Genomic DNA, 19,535 nt, shown 5'->3' with positions numbered 1-19,535 from the left:
GCGACAATAGCACTGTGGCACCACCTGATCCCATTCCGAACTCAGAAGTGAAACGCAGTAGCGCCGATGGTAGTGTGGGAGTTCCCATGTGAGAGTAGGACATTGCTAGGCTTCTATTTAGAAAAGCCCGTTACTAATGTAGCGGATTTTTTGCTTTCCGACGTTTAAAAATACAGTATTTATACCGTAGAGCAGTAGCGCAAACAGTAGTGTGACTTATGTTCGACATGCCCATGTAAGAATAGGACATTCTCCGCTTCTATTTAGAGAAACCCGATTCGAAAGAGTTGGTTTTTTTGCTTTCTGTCGTTTGAAAAAAACAGCATTTATACCTGTAGAGTAGTAGCATAAACGGTAGTGTGACTTATGTTCGACATGCCCATATGATAGTAGGATATTCTCCGCTTTTATTTAGGTCGCTCTTTGCCATCGTTGGCAACACGACATTAGTATATTCCTAGACGTAAAAACCCGTTACTAACGTAACAGGTTTTTTGCTTTCTGGCGTTTGAAAAATACACCATTTATAACTAATATAGTCGTAGCGCCAACGTTAGTGTGACTTATGTTCGACATGCAAATGTGAGAATAGGACATTGCTAAGCTTCTAATTAGGTTGCTCTTTACCATCCTTGGCAACGCGACATTAGTATATCCCTACACGTAAAAAAACCCAATCCGAAAGAGTCAGGTTTTTTGCTTTCTGGCATTTGAAACACATCAATTATAAATATTTTATAACTATAGAGTAGTAGCGCTTACGATAGTGGACTTGTATTGAACATGCCTATCTCGGGGTAGGATATTCAACGTACCAAATCAATATACAGTTAACAGATATTTGTTGTTTGTTACTTCCAGATGATTAACGACGCTGAACGTATATCGCAACAGATAAAAGATAGCGTTGAAAAGTTATTCCCCTCTTTTTCAATATAGCGCTTTAGATATTTCTGATAGTCATCTGTCCACTTCTCAGATGATTAGCTTTTCGTATATACTCTATATAATTATAATTTTTTATTCTAAGTAGTGTACGTAAATGAAGTGGGAAGTAGCTAAGTCTAGAGGAAATGTTATTAATGCGATCAGAGATTTTTTTAAAAATAAAAATGTTGTTGAAGTCGAAACACCATCACTCTCTATGGGAACAGTAACAGATCCTTATCTTGAGGCCTTTAGCACCCAATACAACTATTTAGATAACAGCGATATAGATCAATCTCAACAGCTATATTTACAAACTTCACCTGAGTTTCATATGAAACGACTACTTGCTTCAGGTTATGGCTGTATCTTCCAAATCTGTAAAGCATTTCGTCATGAAGATTCAGGCCGTTATCACAATCCTGAGTTCACCCTATTAGAATGGTACCGTATAGGTTTTGATCAACACGATTTAATGGCTGAAGTTGATGAACTATTATCTACAGTGGTAAAAACGCCAGAATCTGAAAAAATATCCTATCAAAATTTATTCATTAAATTCGTCAGTGTAGATCCTTTAACCGCAACTTTTAACCAATTATATGAGGTTATCGAGTTACGAGGTAAAGCCGCAGATTGGTTGTATGAATCAGATGATTGTGACTTATTACTACAGTTTATCTTTTCAGAAATTATAGAAAAGAATATTGGCTTATCTCGACCATGCTTTGTCTATAATTTTCCAATTGCGCAAGCTTCATTAGCTAAAGAGTGTGATGAAGATAACCGTGTTGCCCAAAGATTTGAATGCTATTTTAAGGGCGTTGAGTTAGCAAATGGCTTCAATGAATTAACAGATGCTGATATCCAAATTACGAGATTTGAGCAAGATAACAGTAAACGTCAACAACTAGGACTTGCTACTAAAAATATAGATGATAACTTTATTAAAGCCCTACAATCAGGCTTGCCACAATGTGCAGGAGTAGCTTTGGGTATAGACCGCTTAATGATGATTGCGCTAGAAAAAAGTGCTATTGAGGATGTAATTTCTTTTCCTATAGAACGCGCTTAAAAGTTTTGTGATACTATATCAATTGTGATATTATTCACTTATAACAGTAATCATTGTCTAATTGTAAGGGGAGTATAAAGTGCTTGATCGTATTGGAATAACCGCAACATCACTTTGTGCGCTTCATTGTATCTTATTACCGATATTGTTACCGGCACTGCCTTTACTAGGATTAAGTTTTTTAGCTGACCATGCATGGGAACATGTATTTTTATTAATAACTGCTGCACTAGGTACTTTAGCCTTGTTTTCCGGTTTTAAAAAATACCATAGAAAGCATTACCCTTTCTACCTACTTTTTTTAGGTATTGGTATTTACTGGATAAAGCATGATTTTTCAGAAGATATTCAGCCATTCTTTATTGTGATTGGCGCAAGTTTGATTGTAGCTGCCCACATCATTAACTTGAAATTGTGTAACAGTTGTAAGCAGTGTATCAGTGATACATGTGAAAGTAGCTAAACAGCTACCTTCACTACGTCATTACATATTAAGTTCTTTTAATTTTCTTGTTAGGGTATTCCTTCCCCAACCTAATTTTTTAGCCGCCTCTTGCTTTCTTCCTTGTGTATAATGAAGCGCACGCTCTAATAGTATTTTTTCAAATTCAGGCAAAGCGGTATCAATAATATTGTTATTCCCTTTGGCTAATTGCTCATCAACCCACTCTTGCAATGCAACTGGCCATGATGAAGCTTTTGCAGTAGGGTTTGTTAATGGGGTATTCTCAGCAAGTTCACTCGGTAAATCATCTAATATAATTTCTTTACCACTTGCCATTACCGTTAAGTAACGACAAATATTTTCAAGCTGACGAACATTTCCTGGCCACGCACATTGTTGTAAATAACTAAGTGTGGCTTTGTGCAGGGTTTTTTGTTCAACCTCTAATTCTTTTGCAGCTAAATGTAAAAAATGATTAATGAGCTGTTCAATATCTTCCTTGCGTTCACGTAAACTGGGTAACTGTATTCTAATGACATTTAAACGGTGAAATAGATCTTCACGAAATTCACCATTACTGACTTGAACCTCTAGGTTCTGATGTGTAGCCGCAATGATCCTTACGTCAACTTTAATAGGTGAATGACCACCAACGCGATAAAATTGTCCATCGGCGAGCACACGTAACAAACGTGTTTGAATATCTAAAGGCATATCGCCAATTTCATCAAGAAACAAGGTTCCTTTATGCGCTTGTTCAAAGCGACCCTGTCTTACGGCATTCGCGCCAGTAAACGCACCTTTCTCATGGCCAAATAACTCTGATTCAATTAAATCTTTTGGTATTGCAGCCATATTTAAGGGAATAAAGGGAGCATTCGATCGTGGACTATGCGTGTGAAGGGCATGTGCGACAAGCTCTTTACCTGTACCAGACTCGCCATTAATGAGTACACTGATACTCGAACGTGATAGTCGTCCAATTGCCCTGAAAACTTCTTGCATAGCTGGAGCCGCGCCAATTATTCCAACGGGATCAGGTGCTACTATAGAGTGCTTACGTTTAGCACTTTGTTCCCGAGCATGTGTTAGCGCCCGTTTTGTTAGAGAAATAGCTTCGTCAGTATCAAAAGGTTTAGGTAAGTATTCAAATGCGCCACCCTGATAGGCATTTACAGCACTATCGAGATCTGAATGTGCAGTCATTATGATCACCGGTAGGTTAGGAAAATTCTCACTAACACGGCTAAGTAACGTCATACCATCAATATTTGGCATCTTTATATCAGAAATTATTATTTCTGGTTGTTGGTGCTCTAGGGCGATGAGTAAGTCTTCTGGTTTCTCAAAAGAGGCTACAGATATATTTGCTCCTGATAAGGCTTTTTCTAACACCCAGCGAATAGAGCTGTCATCATCTACAATCCAAACTTGCTCAACATTCATTATTATTCTCTTCTTGTAAAGGCAGTAAAATTAAAAACTCAGTATGACCTGGTCGGCTATAGCAAGATAATTTACCTTTGTGCTGTTGCACTAAGGTTTGTGAAATAGACAAGCCTAAACCTGTACCGTTATCGCGTGCAGATACCATAGGGTAAAATAGAGTGTCTTGAATCTTTTTCGGAATACCAGGGCCATTATCAATAACACTGATTTGAACACAGAGTTTTACCCGTCTTCCATTAATGGTTTTATTACTAGCGGCTCTTGTTTTGAGGGTTATGTTACAGCCCTCATCAATAATTTGAACGGCGTTATTAACAATATTCAAAACCGCTTGTTGAAGCTTATCTTGATCAAAACTTATTTCAGGAATAGAGGGGTCATAGTCTCTAATAAATTTAATATTTTTAGGGTTGTTAAAATTAATCAGCTTAAAAACTTTCTCTAAGACAATATGAATATTTTGTTCTGCCATTTGAGGTAATTGATTAGGGCCTAAAAGCTTGTCAACCAAATTAGTTAAACGGTCGGCTTGTTCAATAATCATTTCAGTATATTCTTGTTGCTCTTGCGTTAATTCTTTACTTAATAATTGTGCAGCGCCACGAAGACCGCCTAATGGATTCTTAATTTCATGTGCAAGCCCACGTATCAAATCTCGAGACGACTCCCATTGCTGGTGCTGAAATGCTTCGATACTCATTTGTTTTTGCTGATCAATCTGTTTGAATTCTAAGATTATATGTGGCTGTTTGTTGAACTCAACAGACGAGGCTGTTATTTCCACGGTAATACGGCTGTGATCAAAAAATTCAATAGTGACATCACTGTCACTAAATTCTTGGCCAGAAGTCAGCAGTTGTTCTAAACGTTCCTTTTTAATAGGAGAATTGTAGAAGACTGTTGTAATTGGTAAGTTGCACAGCTTGTTAAAACTCTTAACTAATAACGCTTCTGCTGCAGGGTTAACATATTTAATCGTTAATTTATTATCTAGCACTACAAGTGCCGTAACCATCTGATTTGGCAGCTTTTGTTGGTAGCTAAATTTTAATTGTTGATCTCTATTGCTGTTGCTAGACATAAAAACCTTTTGCACTGATGTAGTGCGACAAAATATTAATGTAGTTACATTTGGTGCAAGTTGCAGCAAATGCTACTTAATTTGCGTTATTAACCGATGCTCTATGCATATAAAAGGTTATAGGCTTTGATGATGCAATTATCTTGCCTTTATCATTAAGTAATTGCATTTTTATGATATGTTCGCCGCGATCTATATTTCGTAGCACAAACATCGAGTGAGATTGCGGAGGTTGATGGGGTTTACCATCTAAAAAAAGTTGAATAGCTAAGCCTTGTTTAAAGATAGGTTTGATACTACCTGCTATGTAAACAGAACCAGTGTTGTCTCTAACCGTGGCATTTTGTTTAGGTTGGTTAATTTCAACTTGGTAATCATCTTTGATAATTTTTGGCGTTAAATCTAGCATTGAGGTATCAATAGAAGAGGCCGTATTGGGTTTTTTTATTTCAACTTCTTCCGCACCAGCTTGAGGGCTATCAGAAAAAACTAAGATACCATCATCACTTCTCCAAACATAAATTTTGGTTGCCGTCGCAAAGGTATTACAACTAAGTAATGTGATGATTAAAGTTAATAACAATAAAGAATAACGCAAAAATTTAGCTCAACTTAAAATAGTTACCTTAAACTTATATAATTAATCGTCTATTTGCCACAAAAAAGCTCACCGAAGTGAGCTTTTTTTCATTTAATCATATAGTCAAGATTATACGCTGTAATATAATTCAAACTCTAATGGATGAGTTGTCATGTTTACGCGTTGTGATTCACCACGTTTAATAGCAATGTATGCATCAATCATATCTTTATCCATAACACCACCAGCGATTAAAAACTCATAATCAGCTTCTAAGCTTTGTAAGGCATCTTCAAGCGATGTTGCTACTTGTGGGATAGCTGCAGCTTCTTCTGCTGGTAAATCGTATAAATCTTTATCCATCGCATCACCAGGATGAATTTTGTTTTTAATACCATCAAGACCAGCCATTAATAAAGCCGTAAAAGCTAAATATGGGTTTGCTGCTGGATCAGGGAAACGAGCTTCAATACGCATTGCTTTTGGTGATGGAACAACCGGTATACGAATTGATGCAGAGCGATTACGTGCAGAATATGCAAGCATTACCGGCGCTTCAAAATGTGGAACTAAACGTTTGTAAGAATTAGTTGCTGGGTTAGTAAAAGCATTCAATGCTTTAGCATGCTTAATAATACCACCAATATAATAAAGCGCCATTTCAGATAAGCCACCGTATTTATCACCAGCGAATAAGTTAACACCGTCTTTGGCAAGTGATTGATGAACATGCATACCAGAGCCGTTGTCGCCAACTAATGGCTTAGGCATGAAAGTTGCTGTTTTACCGTAAGCGTGAGCAACGTTATGAACAACATACTTGTATATTTGAACTTCATCAGCTTTTTTAACTAAGGTATTGAAGCGACATGCAATTTCGTTTTGACCAGCTGTTGCTACTTCATGGTGATGCGCTTCAACAACTAAGCCCATTTCTTCCATAACCAAACACATGGCTGAACGAATATCTTGTGATGAATCTACAGGAGACGTTGGGAAGTAACCGCCTTTAACACCTGGACGGTGACCCATATTGCCTTCTTCGTATTCAGTACCTGAATTCCAAGCAGCTTCTTTATCATCAATCTTATAGAAAGAACCACTCATATCAGTACTGAAGCGTACATCATCAAATAAGAAGAATTCTGGCTCAGGACCAATCAATACAGTATCAGCGATACCTGTGCTACGTAAGTACTCTTCAGCGCGTTTAGCAACCGAACGAGGATCACGGCTGTAGCCTTGCATTGTACTTGGTTCTAAAATATCACAACGAATATTTAATGTTACTGCATCTGTAAAAGGGTCTAATACCGCAGAATCAGCATCAGGCATCATTACCATGTCAGATTCATTAATACCTTTCCAACCTTCGATAGAAGAACCATCAAACATTTTACCGTCTTCAAAAAAGTCTTCATTTACTTGGTGATAAGGAATTGAAACGTGTTGCTCTTTACCTTTTGAATCAGTAAAACGTAGGTCAACAAATTTAACATCGTTGTCTTTGATTAAATCTAATACGGCTTGTGACATGTAAAGTCTCCAGTGTCATTAAAATAAAATACGTTTGCATTTCGCATGACGGGCATAAAGCGAAATTCATGCCAACAGATAAAACCCTTATATATAAGGTGTTAACTTATTTACTAAAGCCTGTCTGCACCACCTTTGTGCGTTGGTAGCGCCAAATTGGTGCGTCTGCTGGTTGTTGGTGCTTAAGAGTATAACAGTGCATTACGATTCGTGTATGGAGAATTTAATAGGTACTGAAATATTTGTTGCTGTCTTTGTTGACTTCGTTGCTGTATAATTCGCGCCCAATTATAGCCCTATATTCTTTTGATGAAAAAGTCTTGCAAGAAGTGAGTAAAACCCGTGTTAGATAAATTACGTAATGTTGCCATCATAGCCCACGTTGATCATGGTAAAACAACTTTGGTTGATAAATTATTAGAACAATCAGGTACCCTTGATGCCCGCGGCGGTCTTGAAGAACGCACGATGGATTCGAATGATATCGAAAAAGAACGTGGTATCACAATCTTAGCTAAAAATACGGCTATTAACTGGAACGGTTACCGTGTAAACATAGTTGATACTCCTGGCCATGCTGATTTCGGCGGCGAAGTTGAACGTGTTATGTCAATGGTAGATTCGGTTTTACTTATCGTTGATGCACAAGAAGGCCCTATGCCACAAACGCGTTTCGTAACGAAAAAAGCGTTTGCTCAAGGTTTAAAGCCAATCCTAGTTATTAATAAAGTTGATAAGCCTGGTTCTCGCCCTGATTGGGTTATGGATCAAGTTTTTGAATTGTTTGACAACCTTGGCGCTACAGATGAACAGCTTGACTTTAAAGTTGTTTACGCTTCAGCAATTAATGGTTGGGCTTCGCTTGAAGAAGGCGTAACAGGCACAGACATGACACCTTTATTTGATACTATTCTTAAAGAAGTGCCAGCACCAACAGCGGATCCAGATGGTCCATTTCAAATGCAAATATCTCAACTTGATTACAGCTCTTACTTAGGTGTAATTGGTGTTGGCCGTATTACTCGTGGTTCTGTTAAACCAAACCAACAAGTGACGATTAAATTAGCAACTGGCAAGATTCATAATGCTAAAGTTGGTAAAGTATTCGGCTACTTAGGTTTAGAAAGACTTGATATCGAAGAAGGTTTTGCTGGCGATATTATTGCTATTACTGGTTTAGGCGAGTTAAAAATATCTGATACGGTTTGTTGTCCTACAGAAGTTGAAGGCTTACCAGCATTATCTGTTGATGAACCTACTATCAATATGACTTTCCAAGTAAACACTTCACCATTTTGTGGTAAAGAAGGTAAGTATGTTACTTCACGTAACATCAAAGACCGTTTAGACAAAGAATTAATTCACAACGTTGCTTTACGTGTTGAGCAACTTCCTGATGCTGATAAATTTAAAGTATCAGGTCGTGGTGAGCTTCACTTAGGCATTTTAATTGAAAACATGCGCCGTGAAGGTTTTGAGTTAGCAGTATCACGTCCTGAAGTTATTATTCGTGAGATTGATGGTCAAATACAAGAACCTTATGAAAACGTGACCATTGATGTTGAAGAGCAGCATCAAGGACCTATAATGGAAAGAATGGGTGTTCGTAAAGCTGAATTAACAGATATGGCACCTGACGGAACGGGTCGTATTCGTATGGACTTTATCATGCCAAGTCGTGGTTTGATCGGTTTCCAAACTGAATTCATGACATTAACGTCAGGTTCTGGCTTGATTTATCATACATTTTTTGAATACGGACCTCATAAAGGTGGCGACATTGGCCAACGTAAAAATGGTGTAATGATCGGTAATGCAACAGGTAAAGCATTAACGAATGCAATATTCAACTTACAATCACGTGGTCGTATGTTAATCGGACACGGTGTTGATATTTATGAAGGTCAAGTTATTGGTATTCATAGCCGTGACAACGATTTAACAGTAAACGCTCTTAAAGGTAAGCAGTTAACTAACGTTCGTTCATCAGGTACTGATGAAGCACAAACGTTAACACCGCCTATTGTCATGTCACTTGAACAAGCGCTTGAGTTTATTGATAACGATGAGCTAGTTGAAGTTACACCACTGAGCATTCGTATTCGTAAAAAGCTTTTAAAAGAAAATGAACGTAAGCGTGATACTCGTCCTAAATAAGCCTCTTATCTAGGCGATTGAAAAAAACCAGCTTCGGCTGGTTTTTTTGTCAGTAAATTTCAGTAAGCCTAAACGTAATATTGCGTAAGACATGTCTTAAAAACACATAGGAAGTAACACAATACACTGTTAATAAAGTGGGTAATTGTATTTTAATTTATTGTTTTTTAATGAAAATTAATTAAGTGAGTTAGTTATGTCTAAATGTTGAGTTGACGCTAATCATTACACCTCACTGGTGAATATTAGTTTTACTGATACGATTAGTTGCATATGAACTTTAAAAGTAACGGTGCAGGGAGCAAACTTATTATGGTGCAGAGAAAATTAAATCGTTTAAATGATCTATTTGAAAAAGCTGTTGCTGATAAAGCTAACGTTATCGAACGCAGAGAGTTAAAAGTCCTTTATCAAGAGTACATTGATGATGGCAGGGAAATAACTTTGCCCATACAAGACTCTATTTACCCCCAACATGCCACAGCTTTATAACGACCAAGCGGTATCTTTAAATAATATTATTAAGAAAGGGAATTTCGAAATGTCTCCAGAGCAACTCAAAATGTTACAACGATTAAGTCAACTTTTTGAAGAAGGCCGAGCGGGTCCGAGTCAAATAAGAGAGCTGTCAAGCTTACTTACCGCGATTAACCAAAAACAAGATCGAAGTGATTTTATTGCTAATCCTCCCTTATCACACGCTAGATCAAGTAATGACACGTGATAACTTATAATCTCAGCAACATAAAATCCTACTAATAAAGAGTAAGTCTCTGTTATCAAGTAATGGAGCGATGGCGGCTAATTTAACATAAACAAGCTAGCACCTATTCCCATTTACTATTCCTTTTCTTACGCTAAGCAGACATTCATAAAAGTGCTCCTTTTGTACTAAGGGTTTTTAAGTGATTTTATGAATGTTTGTGATTTGTTAATTGAATTGTTCATTTCGTTAATTAAGCGTTCAACATCTTATTCAATTAATTTATATTCTATTTTAAGCTCACCGATAGCTCGCGCATTAAGAACATGTTTTAAATAAAGCATATTATCTTTAAGCGCATCAAGAATAGGTTGCATTCTCTTCTCCGCATTACGCATTGATTCAATCACTGAAGTATAACGCTTTTCGGTTTTGTTATAACGCGATTGACTTTGGCGTTTTAAGGATTGATTAGTAAATTGTTCTAATTCACTACTCCATTCATTAAACAAAGCTTCAGCGACAGCTTCAATTGAATTAATACGAGTAGTTACATCCTCAGCAGCAACTTTACTCGTATGATAGTGTTCATTACTTATTACATATTGTTGTTGCAGTTCACTACCATCAAAATTTACTAATGCAGAAAACTGTTCTAAGGCATTTTTAAATTCTTCTTTTGCTTCCTATTGTGACTCAGTAGCAGTTTCAACACGATCGATTAATATATCACGTTTATGTTTACCTACTTTTTCTATGGCTGAATAGTAAGCAGATTGACAGCCTACTATTGACAGTAAAAGAAAAAAAACGAGACCTTAATTATAATCTTATTCATTAGTTCCTACCGTTATAACGAGCAGCATCGATGATTGCCCACAGATGAAAAATAAGGCCAGGAATCGCCATAAAGAATAAGACTCCTGTCGCTGCTAAAGTGTAGTTAACCCAGGTTAACAGGAAAAACAGGATTGCTGCGAGGATCCTGCCTTGAACTAATTGACCTAAACCTGCAATAAAAAAACTACATATTGCTGCTAAAACATTACCACCTGAACCTTGATTAGACATCATTACTCCTACGTTAAATTTTATTACGATTATTATCACTATCACTTGCTTAGCAATTATCATAATATATTGTACACCATAAGATAATAACTAATTTGTAATGAACTGGATCAAAAGCATTAAAAAAAACCAGCAAAGTCAGACTATTTGGCACTTTTGTTTGTTTTTTATTAATAGAATATTAAAAGAGCAAATACACATTACTGCCGGTTACTTATCTTATGTAACCTTGATGTCGCTGGTGCCTTTGATTGTAGTCATGTTGTCAGTTATGACCGCTTTTCCTATCTTTACTGATATTAAAGAGATCATTGAAAATTTTGTTTATCAAAATTTTATGCCAGCTGCGGGTGATGTGGTTAAAGAACATATTACCGGTTTTGTCACGAATGCTTCAGAGATGTCAGCTATCGCCATTAGTTTTTTATTCTTATTTGCCCTATTGCTAATTTCTGCCATTGACACCAGCTTAAATAAAATTTGGCGGGTCACAACCAAAAGGCGCATTGTTACCGCTTTTTCTATGTATTGGATGGTACTGACTCTTGGACCCGTGTTAATGGGCAGTAGTATAGCGGCAACTTCATATATTGTTTCTTTGATATCAATAGGGAATTATGACGTTTTCGGCCTTACCAATATAGCGTTAAGAGCTTTGCCTATTCTTGCTTCAATTGGCGCATTCCTTATTTTATATATGGTGGTGCCTAATAAAGTGGTACTGCTTAAACATGCCTTGTTTGGTGCAACATTAGCGGCACTTTTATTTGAAGTCGCAAAAAAAGGCTTTGCTTTTTATATCACGCAACTCCCTTCTTATGAAGCTATTTACGGTGCTCTAGCGGGTATTCCGATTCTTTTTTTATGGGTTTATTTATCTTGGCTAGTCGTGCTTTTCGGTGCATTGTTTACGGTCAGCTTAGAAAATTTTAAACCAGAAGTTCACCAAAGAGAACACTTAGATAAGCATCAGATAAGTTAATTTATAAAGGCTTGCTTGAAACTGACAGTTTTTAATATTTTGCGCCATAATATTATTTATGGTCTCAATAAACAGAGTAAATACATGTCACGGTCTTTATATCCTAAAATAGCAACATATTCTGAAGAGTTGTTGCCTGTTGGGGGGCAGCATCAAATATATCTTGAGCAGTCGGGTAACCCAACAGGAATACCTGTGTTATACCTTCATGGTGGTCCTGGTAGTGGTTCAAGCGAGAACCATCGGCGTTATTTTGATCCTGAACTGTATCGTATTATTTTATTTGATCAGCGAGGTTGTGGCCGTTCAAAGCCCTCTCCGTCGGTGCTAGATAATACCACCGTTCATTTGATTGGCGATATCGAAGTTATTCGTCAACACCTAAATATTGAACAGTGGTTAATTTGTGGTGGCTCATGGGGAACAACGTTAGCACTAACCTATGGTATTGCACATTCAGACAAAATCTTAGCGTTTATCTTACGTGGTGTCTTCCTCGGGACTCGATCTGAATACCAATGGCTTTACAGTCAGAAGGGGGCAAAAAACTTTTTCCCAGAGTACTATCAAGAATTTGTAGAACATTTACCAGCAGAGCTACAACATTCACCACTGTCAGGTTATCACCAAGTACTCAATTCAAGTAATGAAGTCGCGGTGATCTCGGCCAGTAAAGCTTGGACATTATGGGAATTAAGGTTATCAACCCTCGAGCATCACCATATAGGTTTGGCGCATGTTGATGACGCCCATCAGGCTTTATGCATGGCAAAGGTATCAAGTCATTACTTTACTCAAGATTGTTTTATCAACGAGAATTACATTTTAGAAAATATTGATAAACTAACCGCAATCCCTGCTATTATTCTTCATGGTCGTTACGACATGGTATGCCAGCTTGATAACGCTTTTTCACTGACTAAATTTTGGGATAACGCGCAATTACAAATTCTGCCTTGTGCCGGACATAGTGGTTTTGAGCGACAAACTATTGATGCATTTTGTCGAGCGAGCGATACTATGGCAAATTTTCTAGCCGAGCAATAAAATGATCGCAGTTATTCAAAGAGTTTCACAAGCAAGCGTTACGGTTAATCAACAAGTGATAGGGAAAATTGATCGAGGGATTTTAGTATTACTTGCCATTGAGCCTGACGACAACGAAACTAAAGCGAAACGCTTAGCGCAACGGATTGCTGGTTATCGTATCTTTGAAGACGAAGTAGGAAAAATGAACCTAAATGTTAGCGATATTGACGGAGAAATTTTAGTTGTTTCACAATTTACACTAGCCGCTGATACGCGTTCAGGTATGCGTCCAAGCTTTACTTCTGCAGCTAAACCAGAAGTCAGCATCCCACTATATAATTATTTTTGTTTACAATTGCGTGGTCATGGTTTTGCCGTGCCTACGGGCGAGTTTGGTGCTGATATGAAAGTCGCACTAGTGAATGATGGTCCTGTTACCTTTACACTCACTTGCTAAGCGGAATGAACTATTGCATGCCATGTCGCCAATATTTACGCCAGCGTTTAAAAGTTCTCGCGGGTAGCACAGTGTTAGCAAGTAAACTCTCTTCTGCTTGACTTAACATATCGTAGGGCAGTAAATGAATAATAACATTTAAGTAGTGAGGAATATGAAAGTATACTAGCTGTTTAGTTGGAGCTAGTACTTTTAACTCGGCGAGAAAATAATTAATTTCTTCGTTTGATGGGCTTGGCAAGTTGAGTGATAAAACAGCTTGCTCGTCCACTTTTTTTAAGATATTTTTGGTTAAAACCAATGAGTCGTTAATTGACTGATTTTTAAGGTAAATATCACAAATAAACCAATCAGGTTTCATTTTTTTATGGTGATGAAGCCAATCTAGTGCCGAGCAATGATGCAAATTAACTTTGGTCGCTTGTGGATTAAAAAAACGTTCGAAACATTCAATAACTTCTTGGGAATATTCAATGGTGTGTAAGGTTAAATCAGGTAAATAATGCAATAAAAATCGTGCTAAATTACCACCACCTAAGCCAAATTCAACAACTTTTTTAGGGCGAAAAAAAAGTAAAGGTGATAATAAGCTGATTTGATGAGGGAATGTAAGTTGTGAGGGCTTGCGCTTTAGCATCATGCTTTGTACGACATTATCAAAAGCTAACCAACGATAGTGTTGGTTTTCACTCACCGAAATTGAGTCATCATTTTGCGTGTAGTAACTTAATTGACCCTGTTGGATATTTTTAACTAATTTCATAATAGCGTATACGAACGAATCTTTTTAATTGTTATAGGTAAGCATAACCAATGTTTGAGTGTCGATCACCCATAAGCCAGCAAGAATTTGACCAATACTACCACTTACGCTGGACAATATTACGTAAACCATCACAACAAAAACAAGGAAGTGAAAAAGATGACTTGGAAAAACAAGCGATTCATCGAGCGATTTTTGATGATAAAGGTAATATTATTGCCGTTGGTCGTCTTCACTTTTGTAGCTTGTTAGTAGGGCAAATCCGTTATATGGCGGTTGCTGATGATTTTCAGGGCAAAGGGTTAGGACAACAGTTAATACTCGCCCTTGAAAAGTTTGCGAACCGTTTAGGTGTCACTAAGCTCTCTTTAAAAGCGCGGGAACAAGCGATCAGCTTCTATGAAAAACAATCTTATAAAAACATTGGCTTTTCGCACTTATTATTCAATAAAATTAAGCATTTCAATATGGAAAAAACGCTGGTAAGCGATGATTTTCATTGTGATGAACTATCAACAGCATTGCAAAAGACTTGGCATAGCACTATACCAATGAGCAAAGTGATGAAGGTGACAGTTGGTTATTACGATCAACAAAATTTAGTCACGACTTGTGATGAACTTTTTAATAAAAATTTACACAATACTATGTTTGCGGGCAGTATCTACACACTAGCAACATTAACAGGATGGGGCTGGGTTTATTTGTTAATGGAACAGAATAATCTAAAGGGCAATATAGTGTTAGCTGATGCCAAGATTAGATATCATAGCCCAATAGCAGGGATAGCTTTTGCAAAAACAGGACTCTCGTTAAGCTCAGGCAGTATTGATAACTTATTGGCTAAGCAGAAAATAAAACTCTGCGTTGAAGTTCAGGTAATGAGTGGAGAAAAAGTAGCCGCAACTTTTAATGGCTTATATTTTATTCTACCAAAATAAGCCAAATTTAGGATTTGATACCATGATAAAAATTATAGTTTGCCTTATAGGCCTCTGTCTTTTAAATGTCAGTGTATTTGCAAACAGCGATATAGATAAAGTGCTAGATACTTTTCATCAAGCTGCTGGCGATGCTGACCAAAAAATTTATCTTGATTTACTTGATGAGCAAGCAGTATTTTTAGGCACTGATGGTCAAGAGCGTTGGACAAAAAAACAATTTACTGAGTTTGTTACTCCTTACTTTAGTCAAGGACAAGGTTGGCGCTATCAATCTCGTCAAAGAAATATCACGCTTATAGCATTAGCAAATAATAGCGAGCAATTGGCATTTTTTGACGAGTTACTAGACAATAGTCACTATGGCGAATGCCGGGGCTCTGGTGTGCTTAAGTTGACATCTGATGGTTGGAAAATTTTACAATATAATCTTTCTATACCTGTTCCCAATACTATTTCAACAGATGTTGTCAGTAAAATTAAAGAATATCATCAAAAGAATCGTTAATAAATTAAGGGAATACTATGGCAAAAAATGTTGCGATTATAGGTTGTGGTTGGCTTGGCTACGCTTTAGCAAAGCAATTATTGAGAGAACAATATCGCGTCACAGTAACGGTACAAAGTGAAGAGAAAAAGCAAAGACTAGCTAAAGAGCAAATAGATACAGAGCTTTTGATTTTACCTGTTGAAGATCCTAAATCAACAGTGTTAAGTGTTTTTGGTCACGATACGCTTATTATTTCTATAACACCACAGATCCGCCAAGGGCGAAGCGATTACCCTGAAAAAGTTGCCCAGTTAATTGAAATGGCTGAACTAGGCGGTGTAAAAAAAATTGTCTTGTTAAGTAGTACTGCTGTCTATAATGGTTTGTCAGGTTTAGTTGATGAACAATCAGTGCTAGATATGAACGCTGATAAAGTGGCTACTCTAATTCGCGCCGAAAAAGCAGCAGAGGCCTTTTCAGGCGAAACAGTTATATTGCGCTTGGCCGGATTAATTGGCCCTGAGCGACACCCCGGTAGGTTTTTACAAGGAAGAAAATTACTTTCTGACCCACAAGCCTTTATTAATCTAATCCATCAGGATGATGCGGTTGGTGTTTTAATGGAGATCATTAAAGATGGAAACATTAGGGGTATTTATAACGCGGTAAGCGCTACAGAAACATCTAAACAACATTATTACCATGCGGCAGCTGAGGCTTTAAACTTGCCGTTGCCAGAGTTCTCGTTTGAAACATCAATGCGTTTTGGTAAACGTATTAATGATGCAAAACTGCGTAATAGTTTTACTTATCAATTTACTCATGATGATTTAATTGTTTGGTTATATAAATCGGTTGCAGGGTTATAAGATGCTAAAGCTTGGTTAACTAACAAAGCCACTCAGTTGTTTTATGGTTGCATATTTCGTTATTAAACTTATTTTTTGTTAACAAACGAGGCATTGTGTTTTTGTGGCAACAAAATAGCGAAATTAATACCTTACTTATTCACTTTATTACTGCTTTAATTGCGGCCCTTATTTATATTGCCGTCACTAAGATTCGAATAGGTTTAGCAGAAAAAAAACTCACGATGGGTAATCATTTTTTTGTGGTTGGCTCAGTGATTATGGTATTACTCATTGGTTTTTTTTTATTTTCAAGTTAATAACATAATTTTATTTATCAAAGCACCTAGTTAAAAAGCGAGTTAACTACGTGCTTTATTTATTCTACTATTTTGAAGCTTAGCTATTATTTAATACCTGATACGGCTAACCACTGCTTAAAATCAAGTAAGTTTGCCGGTAAAATAACTTTTCTGTTTGCCTGGCTTAAGCCTTGCATTTGTTGAAGGTACTGCTCGGTTAATTGTAAATCAAGTGCTTGTTGTCCACCCGGTTGCTCAATGGCTATCGCTATTTTAGCGATTGAATCCCCAGTTGCCTGCGCAATAGCAATTATTTGTGCCGCTTTACCTTCCGCAGAATTTATACGACGTTGTTTTTCACCTTCTGAAATATTGATCATTTCAGTCATTAAACCTTCTGAACGGTTAATACGACTCGCCTTATCACCTAAACTCTTTGCTAGAATTGCCCGGCGTTCACGCTCTGCATTAACTTCTAACTCCATGGCATTTTTAACAGTATCAGGTGGTGTTATATTTTTTATTTCATAGCGATGAACACGTATTCCCCAACTTTCGCCTGCTTTATCCAATACTTCTACCACTTTAGCACTGATAACATCACGCTCTTCAAAGGTTCTGTCCAAGTCTAAGGTACCAATAACCGAACGTGTCGTGGTTTGTGCTAATTGCATCGCGGCAAAACGATAGTCAGTGATACCGTAGCTTGCTTTTAATGAATCAATGACTTCGATGTAAATAACGCCATCTACTTCAACATTCACTTCGTCTTTTGAAAAACATTCTTGCGGTGGTACGTCGATTGTTTCTTCTTTTAAATCTTGAATAAAAGCCACGCGGTCAATAAATGGCAATAAAAGATGAAAGCCTGCTTCTAAGGTACAGCGGTACTTGCCTAAACGTTCAACGACATAGGCAGACTTTGTTGGTACTAAGCAAATAGCTTGTACAAATTTGTAGGCTAGAAAGAGAAATATAGCGCCCCAAATAGCCAGCACCACGATATCAAGGTTACTGCCACCAATATTACTTATAGTTTGCTGGATCATTATTTTGCTCCTTGAACGGTTTGCGTTACTTTGTCCATGCCTTCGAAAAAGCCTTCTAATTTCGCCATTTCAGCAGGCATAATTGAGACATCTGCAGTTTTTAAAATAGACCCAGTTTGTTTAATGAATTGCTCTAGTAAACGCATTTTTATTGCTTTGTCGCCACCCGGAGCCATTGACGCTTTGGCAATCATGTTCATGCCCTCTGCGGTGGCTTGCGTTAGTATTTCAATTTCTTTTGCAAAACCATGCGCTTCATTAATTTGTCGTTGTTTATCACCCTCTGAAATATTAATGGCTTCTTGACGCTCACCTTCTGATAAATTTATTGTCGACTCTTTGTCAGCTTCCGCTAATGTAATTTCAGCACGTTTTTTGCGCTCGGCTTCCATTTGTTTTTCAAGGGTATGAATGACATTAGCAGAAGGTGTGATATTCCTAACTTCGTAACGCAACATCTTGATGCCCCAAGGATCCGATGCTTTGTCTATTTCACGGACAATCGTTTCGTTAAGGGTGTCTCGTTCTGAAAACGTTTGTCCGAGTTTTAACTTGCCAATTTCACTACGCATAGTGGTTTGCGCTAAATTCACACAAGCCCGGCGGTAATCTTCTATACCATAGCTGGCTTTGGCACCGTCCATAACTTGAATATAAACTAAGCCGTCGACTTCAATTTGAATATTATCGCGAGATATACAGCTTTGAGAAGGGATGTCTAAGACTTGTTCTCTTGTTTCATGACGGTAAGCGACACGGTCAATAAAAGGAATAAGAAAATGTAATCCAGGTTGCATTATTGCGCGAAATTTACCTAAACGTTCGATAATACAAACTTCTTTCATTGGCACAATAAGGACCAGTTTGACAACGATAAACAGTAATCCAAGAAAGACAAAGGTGAGTGTGGCTAGCATAGGTTGCTCCCATATTTTTAGTTAGAATGATAATTTTGTTGTTGTTACTTTATCGGTTCAACAACCAAAGAGATATTTTCTTTACAAACAATAGTGGCGTGACTACCTTCTTGTAACTCTGAACCGTCGCTCAGTGCTGTCCAAGTAGTGCCTTGAAATTCTACACGACCAGCATGAGTGCCTGGTCCAATTTTTTCTATAACCGTTACTTCTTTTCCATATATGTCTAGTTCTTCATAAATATTTTCAACGGTATATTCACCACTGAAAAACCGCTCAGTGACAAAATAAAGTACAAAGAGTAAAAATGAAGCAAGAATAAACCAAGTCGTTAAAGTTAGAGTCCAAGTATCGAGTAATTGTTGTTGTACACCAATAGCGACTAATAATGAGGCAATACCTAAATTTAAGAGGATACCACCGGGAACAAAAATTTCTGCGCAAGCAAATAATATGGCTAGAACAATCCATGTTTCAAAGAAAAGTATGTATTCCACCGCTAACTCCTTGTTATTAATACTTCAATAGATTAACAGGTTAAAAAAATATAGATACTGTTGTTATATTATTATGAAGAGGTAAAATTTATGATCACTTCTGTAAAAATAAAGTTAGCAACTATGACATATTATGTCAAGTTTGTTATTGAATTATATTTACTAGTTAAGTCTAGGTTATTGGGTAACTTCCCCACGTTAGTCTGGCCCTGATACTCTCTAATATCCTTGTCTCA

Annotated in this window: 21 protein-coding genes, 1 rRNA gene and 1 pseudogene; 13 read left to right on the top strand and 10 right to left on the bottom strand. The window is 37.2% G+C overall.

Features of this window, described 5'->3' with window-relative positions; all coding sequences use genetic code 11:
* The 3 genes from rrf to H4J66_RS19290 all read left to right on the top strand — a co-directional run.
* Nucleotides 1-111, top strand: a 5S ribosomal RNA gene (gene rrf, locus H4J66_RS19300); the annotation flags it as partial.
* Between the two features lie 931 nt (nucleotides 112-1,042).
* The gene (gene epmA, locus H4J66_RS19295; protein WP_182176508.1) at nucleotides 1,043-2,002 is read left to right on the top strand and encodes an elongation factor P--(R)-beta-lysine ligase; all 960 of its coding nucleotides are present in this window, start codon (nucleotides 1,043-1,045) and stop codon (nucleotides 2,000-2,002) included.
* A gap of 79 nt (nucleotides 2,003-2,081) precedes the next feature.
* Nucleotides 2,082-2,465 (top strand): MerC domain-containing protein, encoded by a 384-nt coding sequence (locus tag H4J66_RS19290; RefSeq protein WP_182176507.1) that lies wholly within the window; start codon nucleotides 2,082-2,084, stop codon nucleotides 2,463-2,465.
* 21 nt (nucleotides 2,466-2,486) lie between these two features.
* Here H4J66_RS19290 and glnG read toward each other — a convergent pair whose 3' ends face one another.
* The 4 genes from glnG to glnA form a co-directional block, all read right to left on the bottom strand.
* Nucleotides 2,487-3,893, bottom strand: coding sequence for a nitrogen regulation protein NR(I) (gene glnG, locus H4J66_RS19285; protein WP_182176506.1), 1,407 nt, complete (start codon nucleotides 3,891-3,893; stop codon nucleotides 2,487-2,489).
* Nucleotides 3,883-4,977: a nitrogen regulation protein NR(II) gene (gene glnL / locus H4J66_RS19280; protein WP_182176505.1), complete on the bottom strand. Its 1,095-nt coding sequence runs from the start codon at nucleotides 4,975-4,977 to the stop codon at nucleotides 3,883-3,885. The genes glnG and glnL overlap by 11 nt, the downstream gene beginning before the upstream one ends.
* Nucleotides 4,978-5,053: 76 nt before the next feature.
* Nucleotides 5,054-5,575, bottom strand: coding sequence for a DUF4124 domain-containing protein (locus tag H4J66_RS19275; protein ID WP_182176504.1), 522 nt, complete (start codon nucleotides 5,573-5,575; stop codon nucleotides 5,054-5,056).
* 111 nt (nucleotides 5,576-5,686) lie between these two features.
* Complete coding sequence (glnA, locus tag H4J66_RS19270; protein ID WP_182176503.1) at nucleotides 5,687-7,093, bottom strand: glutamate--ammonia ligase; 1,407 nt, start codon at nucleotides 7,091-7,093, stop codon at nucleotides 5,687-5,689.
* 342 nt (nucleotides 7,094-7,435) lie between these two features.
* Here glnA and typA point away from each other — a divergent pair, with 342 nt between their 5' ends.
* From typA to H4J66_RS19255, 3 genes are all read left to right on the top strand, one after another.
* Nucleotides 7,436-9,250, top strand: coding sequence for a translational GTPase TypA (gene typA, locus H4J66_RS19265; RefSeq protein WP_070375026.1), 1,815 nt, complete (start codon nucleotides 7,436-7,438; stop codon nucleotides 9,248-9,250).
* A 273-nt stretch (nucleotides 9,251-9,523) separates the two neighbouring features.
* On the top strand, nucleotides 9,524-9,742 hold the full coding sequence (locus tag H4J66_RS19260) for a hypothetical protein (protein ID WP_182176502.1): 219 nt from the start codon (nucleotides 9,524-9,526) through the stop codon (nucleotides 9,740-9,742).
* Nucleotides 9,743-9,791: 49 nt separating this feature from the next.
* Complete coding sequence (locus tag H4J66_RS19255) at nucleotides 9,792-9,974, top strand: hypothetical protein (RefSeq protein WP_182176501.1); 183 nt, start codon at nucleotides 9,792-9,794, stop codon at nucleotides 9,972-9,974.
* A gap of 167 nt (nucleotides 9,975-10,141) precedes the next feature.
* On the opposite strand, the pseudogene H4J66_RS19250 reads toward H4J66_RS19255, so the two are convergent.
* Both H4J66_RS19250 and H4J66_RS19245 read right to left on the bottom strand, forming a co-directional pair.
* A pseudogene (locus tag H4J66_RS19250) lies at nucleotides 10,142-10,750 on the bottom strand (DUF2959 domain-containing protein).
* A 40-nt stretch (nucleotides 10,751-10,790) separates the two neighbouring features.
* On the bottom strand, nucleotides 10,791-11,024 hold the full coding sequence (locus H4J66_RS19245) for a hypothetical protein (RefSeq protein WP_182176500.1): 234 nt from the start codon (nucleotides 11,022-11,024) through the stop codon (nucleotides 10,791-10,793).
* Nucleotides 11,025-11,124: 100 nt separating this feature from the next.
* On the opposite strand from H4J66_RS19245, the gene H4J66_RS19240 reads away from it, so the two are divergent.
* The 3 genes from H4J66_RS19240 (at nucleotide 11,125) to dtd (ending at nucleotide 13,492) form a co-directional block, all read left to right on the top strand.
* Complete coding sequence (locus H4J66_RS19240; RefSeq protein ID WP_182176499.1) at nucleotides 11,125-12,006, top strand: virulence factor BrkB family protein; 882 nt, start codon at nucleotides 11,125-11,127, stop codon at nucleotides 12,004-12,006.
* Between the two features lie 84 nt (nucleotides 12,007-12,090).
* Nucleotides 12,091-13,053: a prolyl aminopeptidase gene (gene pip, locus H4J66_RS19235; protein WP_182176498.1), complete on the top strand. Its 963-nt coding sequence runs from the start codon at nucleotides 12,091-12,093 to the stop codon at nucleotides 13,051-13,053.
* 1 nt (nucleotide 13,054) lies between these two features.
* Nucleotides 13,055-13,492, top strand: coding sequence for a D-aminoacyl-tRNA deacylase (dtd, locus tag H4J66_RS19230; protein ID WP_182176497.1), 438 nt, complete (start codon nucleotides 13,055-13,057; stop codon nucleotides 13,490-13,492).
* 10 nt (nucleotides 13,493-13,502) lie between these two features.
* Here dtd and H4J66_RS19225 read toward each other — a convergent pair whose 3' ends face one another.
* Entirely contained in the window at nucleotides 13,503-14,255 is a 753-nt protein-coding gene (locus H4J66_RS19225) for a spermidine synthase (RefSeq protein ID WP_182176496.1), read from the bottom strand.
* Nucleotides 14,256-14,305: 50 nt separating this feature from the next.
* Here H4J66_RS19225 and H4J66_RS19220 point away from each other — a divergent pair, with 50 nt between their 5' ends.
* From H4J66_RS19220 to H4J66_RS19205, 4 genes are all read left to right on the top strand, one after another.
* Nucleotides 14,306-15,196: a bifunctional GNAT family N-acetyltransferase/hotdog fold thioesterase gene (locus H4J66_RS19220; protein ID WP_182176495.1), complete on the top strand. Its 891-nt coding sequence runs from the start codon at nucleotides 14,306-14,308 to the stop codon at nucleotides 15,194-15,196.
* Nucleotides 15,197-15,218: 22 nt separating this feature from the next.
* Nucleotides 15,219-15,704 (top strand): nuclear transport factor 2 family protein, encoded by a 486-nt coding sequence (locus tag H4J66_RS19215; RefSeq protein WP_182176494.1) that lies wholly within the window; start codon nucleotides 15,219-15,221, stop codon nucleotides 15,702-15,704.
* Nucleotides 15,705-15,721: 17 nt separating this feature from the next.
* On the top strand, nucleotides 15,722-16,555 hold the full coding sequence (locus H4J66_RS19210; protein ID WP_182176493.1) for an SDR family oxidoreductase: 834 nt from the start codon (nucleotides 15,722-15,724) through the stop codon (nucleotides 16,553-16,555).
* A gap of 95 nt (nucleotides 16,556-16,650) precedes the next feature.
* Nucleotides 16,651-16,854, top strand: a complete 204-nt coding sequence (locus tag H4J66_RS19205) for a hypothetical protein (RefSeq protein ID WP_182176492.1) — start codon at nucleotides 16,651-16,653, stop codon at nucleotides 16,852-16,854.
* An 86-nt stretch (nucleotides 16,855-16,940) separates the two neighbouring features.
* On the opposite strand, the gene H4J66_RS19200 is transcribed toward H4J66_RS19205, so the two are convergent.
* From H4J66_RS19200 to H4J66_RS20685, 3 genes are read right to left on the bottom strand one after another with little or no spacing between them, the layout of a single operon-like run.
* On the bottom strand, nucleotides 16,941-17,885 hold the full coding sequence (locus H4J66_RS19200; RefSeq protein ID WP_182176491.1) for an SPFH domain-containing protein: 945 nt from the start codon (nucleotides 17,883-17,885) through the stop codon (nucleotides 16,941-16,943).
* Nucleotides 17,885-18,802: a slipin family protein gene (locus tag H4J66_RS19195; protein ID WP_182176490.1), complete on the bottom strand. Its 918-nt coding sequence runs from the start codon at nucleotides 18,800-18,802 to the stop codon at nucleotides 17,885-17,887. Before H4J66_RS19195 ends, H4J66_RS19200 begins: the two co-directional genes overlap by 1 nt.
* Before the next feature lie 44 nt (nucleotides 18,803-18,846).
* Complete coding sequence (locus H4J66_RS20685; RefSeq protein ID WP_182176489.1) at nucleotides 18,847-19,299, bottom strand: NfeD family protein; 453 nt, start codon at nucleotides 19,297-19,299, stop codon at nucleotides 18,847-18,849.
* Nucleotides 19,300-19,535 lie beyond the last annotated feature (236 nt).

It is taken from the genome of Colwellia sp. MB3u-55 (assembly GCF_014076785.1).
Taxonomy (GTDB): domain Bacteria; phylum Pseudomonadota; class Gammaproteobacteria; order Enterobacterales; family Alteromonadaceae; genus Colwellia_A.
The sequence above is the reverse complement of the archived record's forward strand: the minus strand, read 5'-3'. Positions and strand labels throughout refer to the sequence as shown.

What these genes read in the sequence shown, in the direction of transcription:
- epmA (WP_182176508.1), top strand. Translation starts at nt 1,043, where the DNA reads ATGAAGTGGGAAGTAGCTAAGTCTAGAGGAAATGTTATTAATGCGATC.
- glnG (WP_182176506.1), bottom strand. Translation starts at nt 3,893, where the DNA reads ATGAATGTTGAGCAAGTTTGGATTGTAGATGATGACAGCTCTATTCGC.
- glnL (WP_182176505.1), bottom strand. Translation starts at nt 4,977, where the DNA reads ATGTCTAGCAACAGCAATAGAGATCAACAATTAAAATTTAGCTACCAA.
- glnA (WP_182176503.1), bottom strand. Translation starts at nt 7,093, where the DNA reads ATGTCACAAGCCGTATTAGATTTAATCAAAGACAACGATGTTAAATTT.
- H4J66_RS19260 (WP_182176502.1), top strand. Translation starts at nt 9,524, where the DNA reads ATGAACTTTAAAAGTAACGGTGCAGGGAGCAAACTTATTATGGTGCAG.
- H4J66_RS19255 (WP_182176501.1), top strand. Translation starts at nt 9,792, where the DNA reads ATGTCTCCAGAGCAACTCAAAATGTTACAACGATTAAGTCAACTTTTT.
- H4J66_RS19245 (WP_182176500.1), bottom strand. Translation starts at nt 11,024, where the DNA reads ATGTCTAATCAAGGTTCAGGTGGTAATGTTTTAGCAGCAATATGTAGT.
- H4J66_RS19240 (WP_182176499.1), top strand. Translation starts at nt 11,125, where the DNA reads ATGAACTGGATCAAAAGCATTAAAAAAAACCAGCAAAGTCAGACTATT.
- pip (WP_182176498.1), top strand. Translation starts at nt 12,091, where the DNA reads ATGTCACGGTCTTTATATCCTAAAATAGCAACATATTCTGAAGAGTTG.
- dtd (WP_182176497.1), top strand. Translation starts at nt 13,055, where the DNA reads ATGATCGCAGTTATTCAAAGAGTTTCACAAGCAAGCGTTACGGTTAAT.
- H4J66_RS19225 (WP_182176496.1), bottom strand. Translation starts at nt 14,255, where the DNA reads ATGAAATTAGTTAAAAATATCCAACAGGGTCAATTAAGTTACTACACG.
- H4J66_RS19220 (WP_182176495.1), top strand. Translation starts at nt 14,306, where the DNA reads ATGTTTGAGTGTCGATCACCCATAAGCCAGCAAGAATTTGACCAATAC.
- H4J66_RS19215 (WP_182176494.1), top strand. Translation starts at nt 15,219, where the DNA reads ATGATAAAAATTATAGTTTGCCTTATAGGCCTCTGTCTTTTAAATGTC.
- H4J66_RS19210 (WP_182176493.1), top strand. Translation starts at nt 15,722, where the DNA reads ATGGCAAAAAATGTTGCGATTATAGGTTGTGGTTGGCTTGGCTACGCT.
- H4J66_RS19200 (WP_182176491.1), bottom strand. Translation starts at nt 17,885, where the DNA reads ATGATCCAGCAAACTATAAGTAATATTGGTGGCAGTAACCTTGATATC.
- H4J66_RS19195 (WP_182176490.1), bottom strand. Translation starts at nt 18,802, where the DNA reads ATGCTAGCCACACTCACCTTTGTCTTTCTTGGATTACTGTTTATCGTT.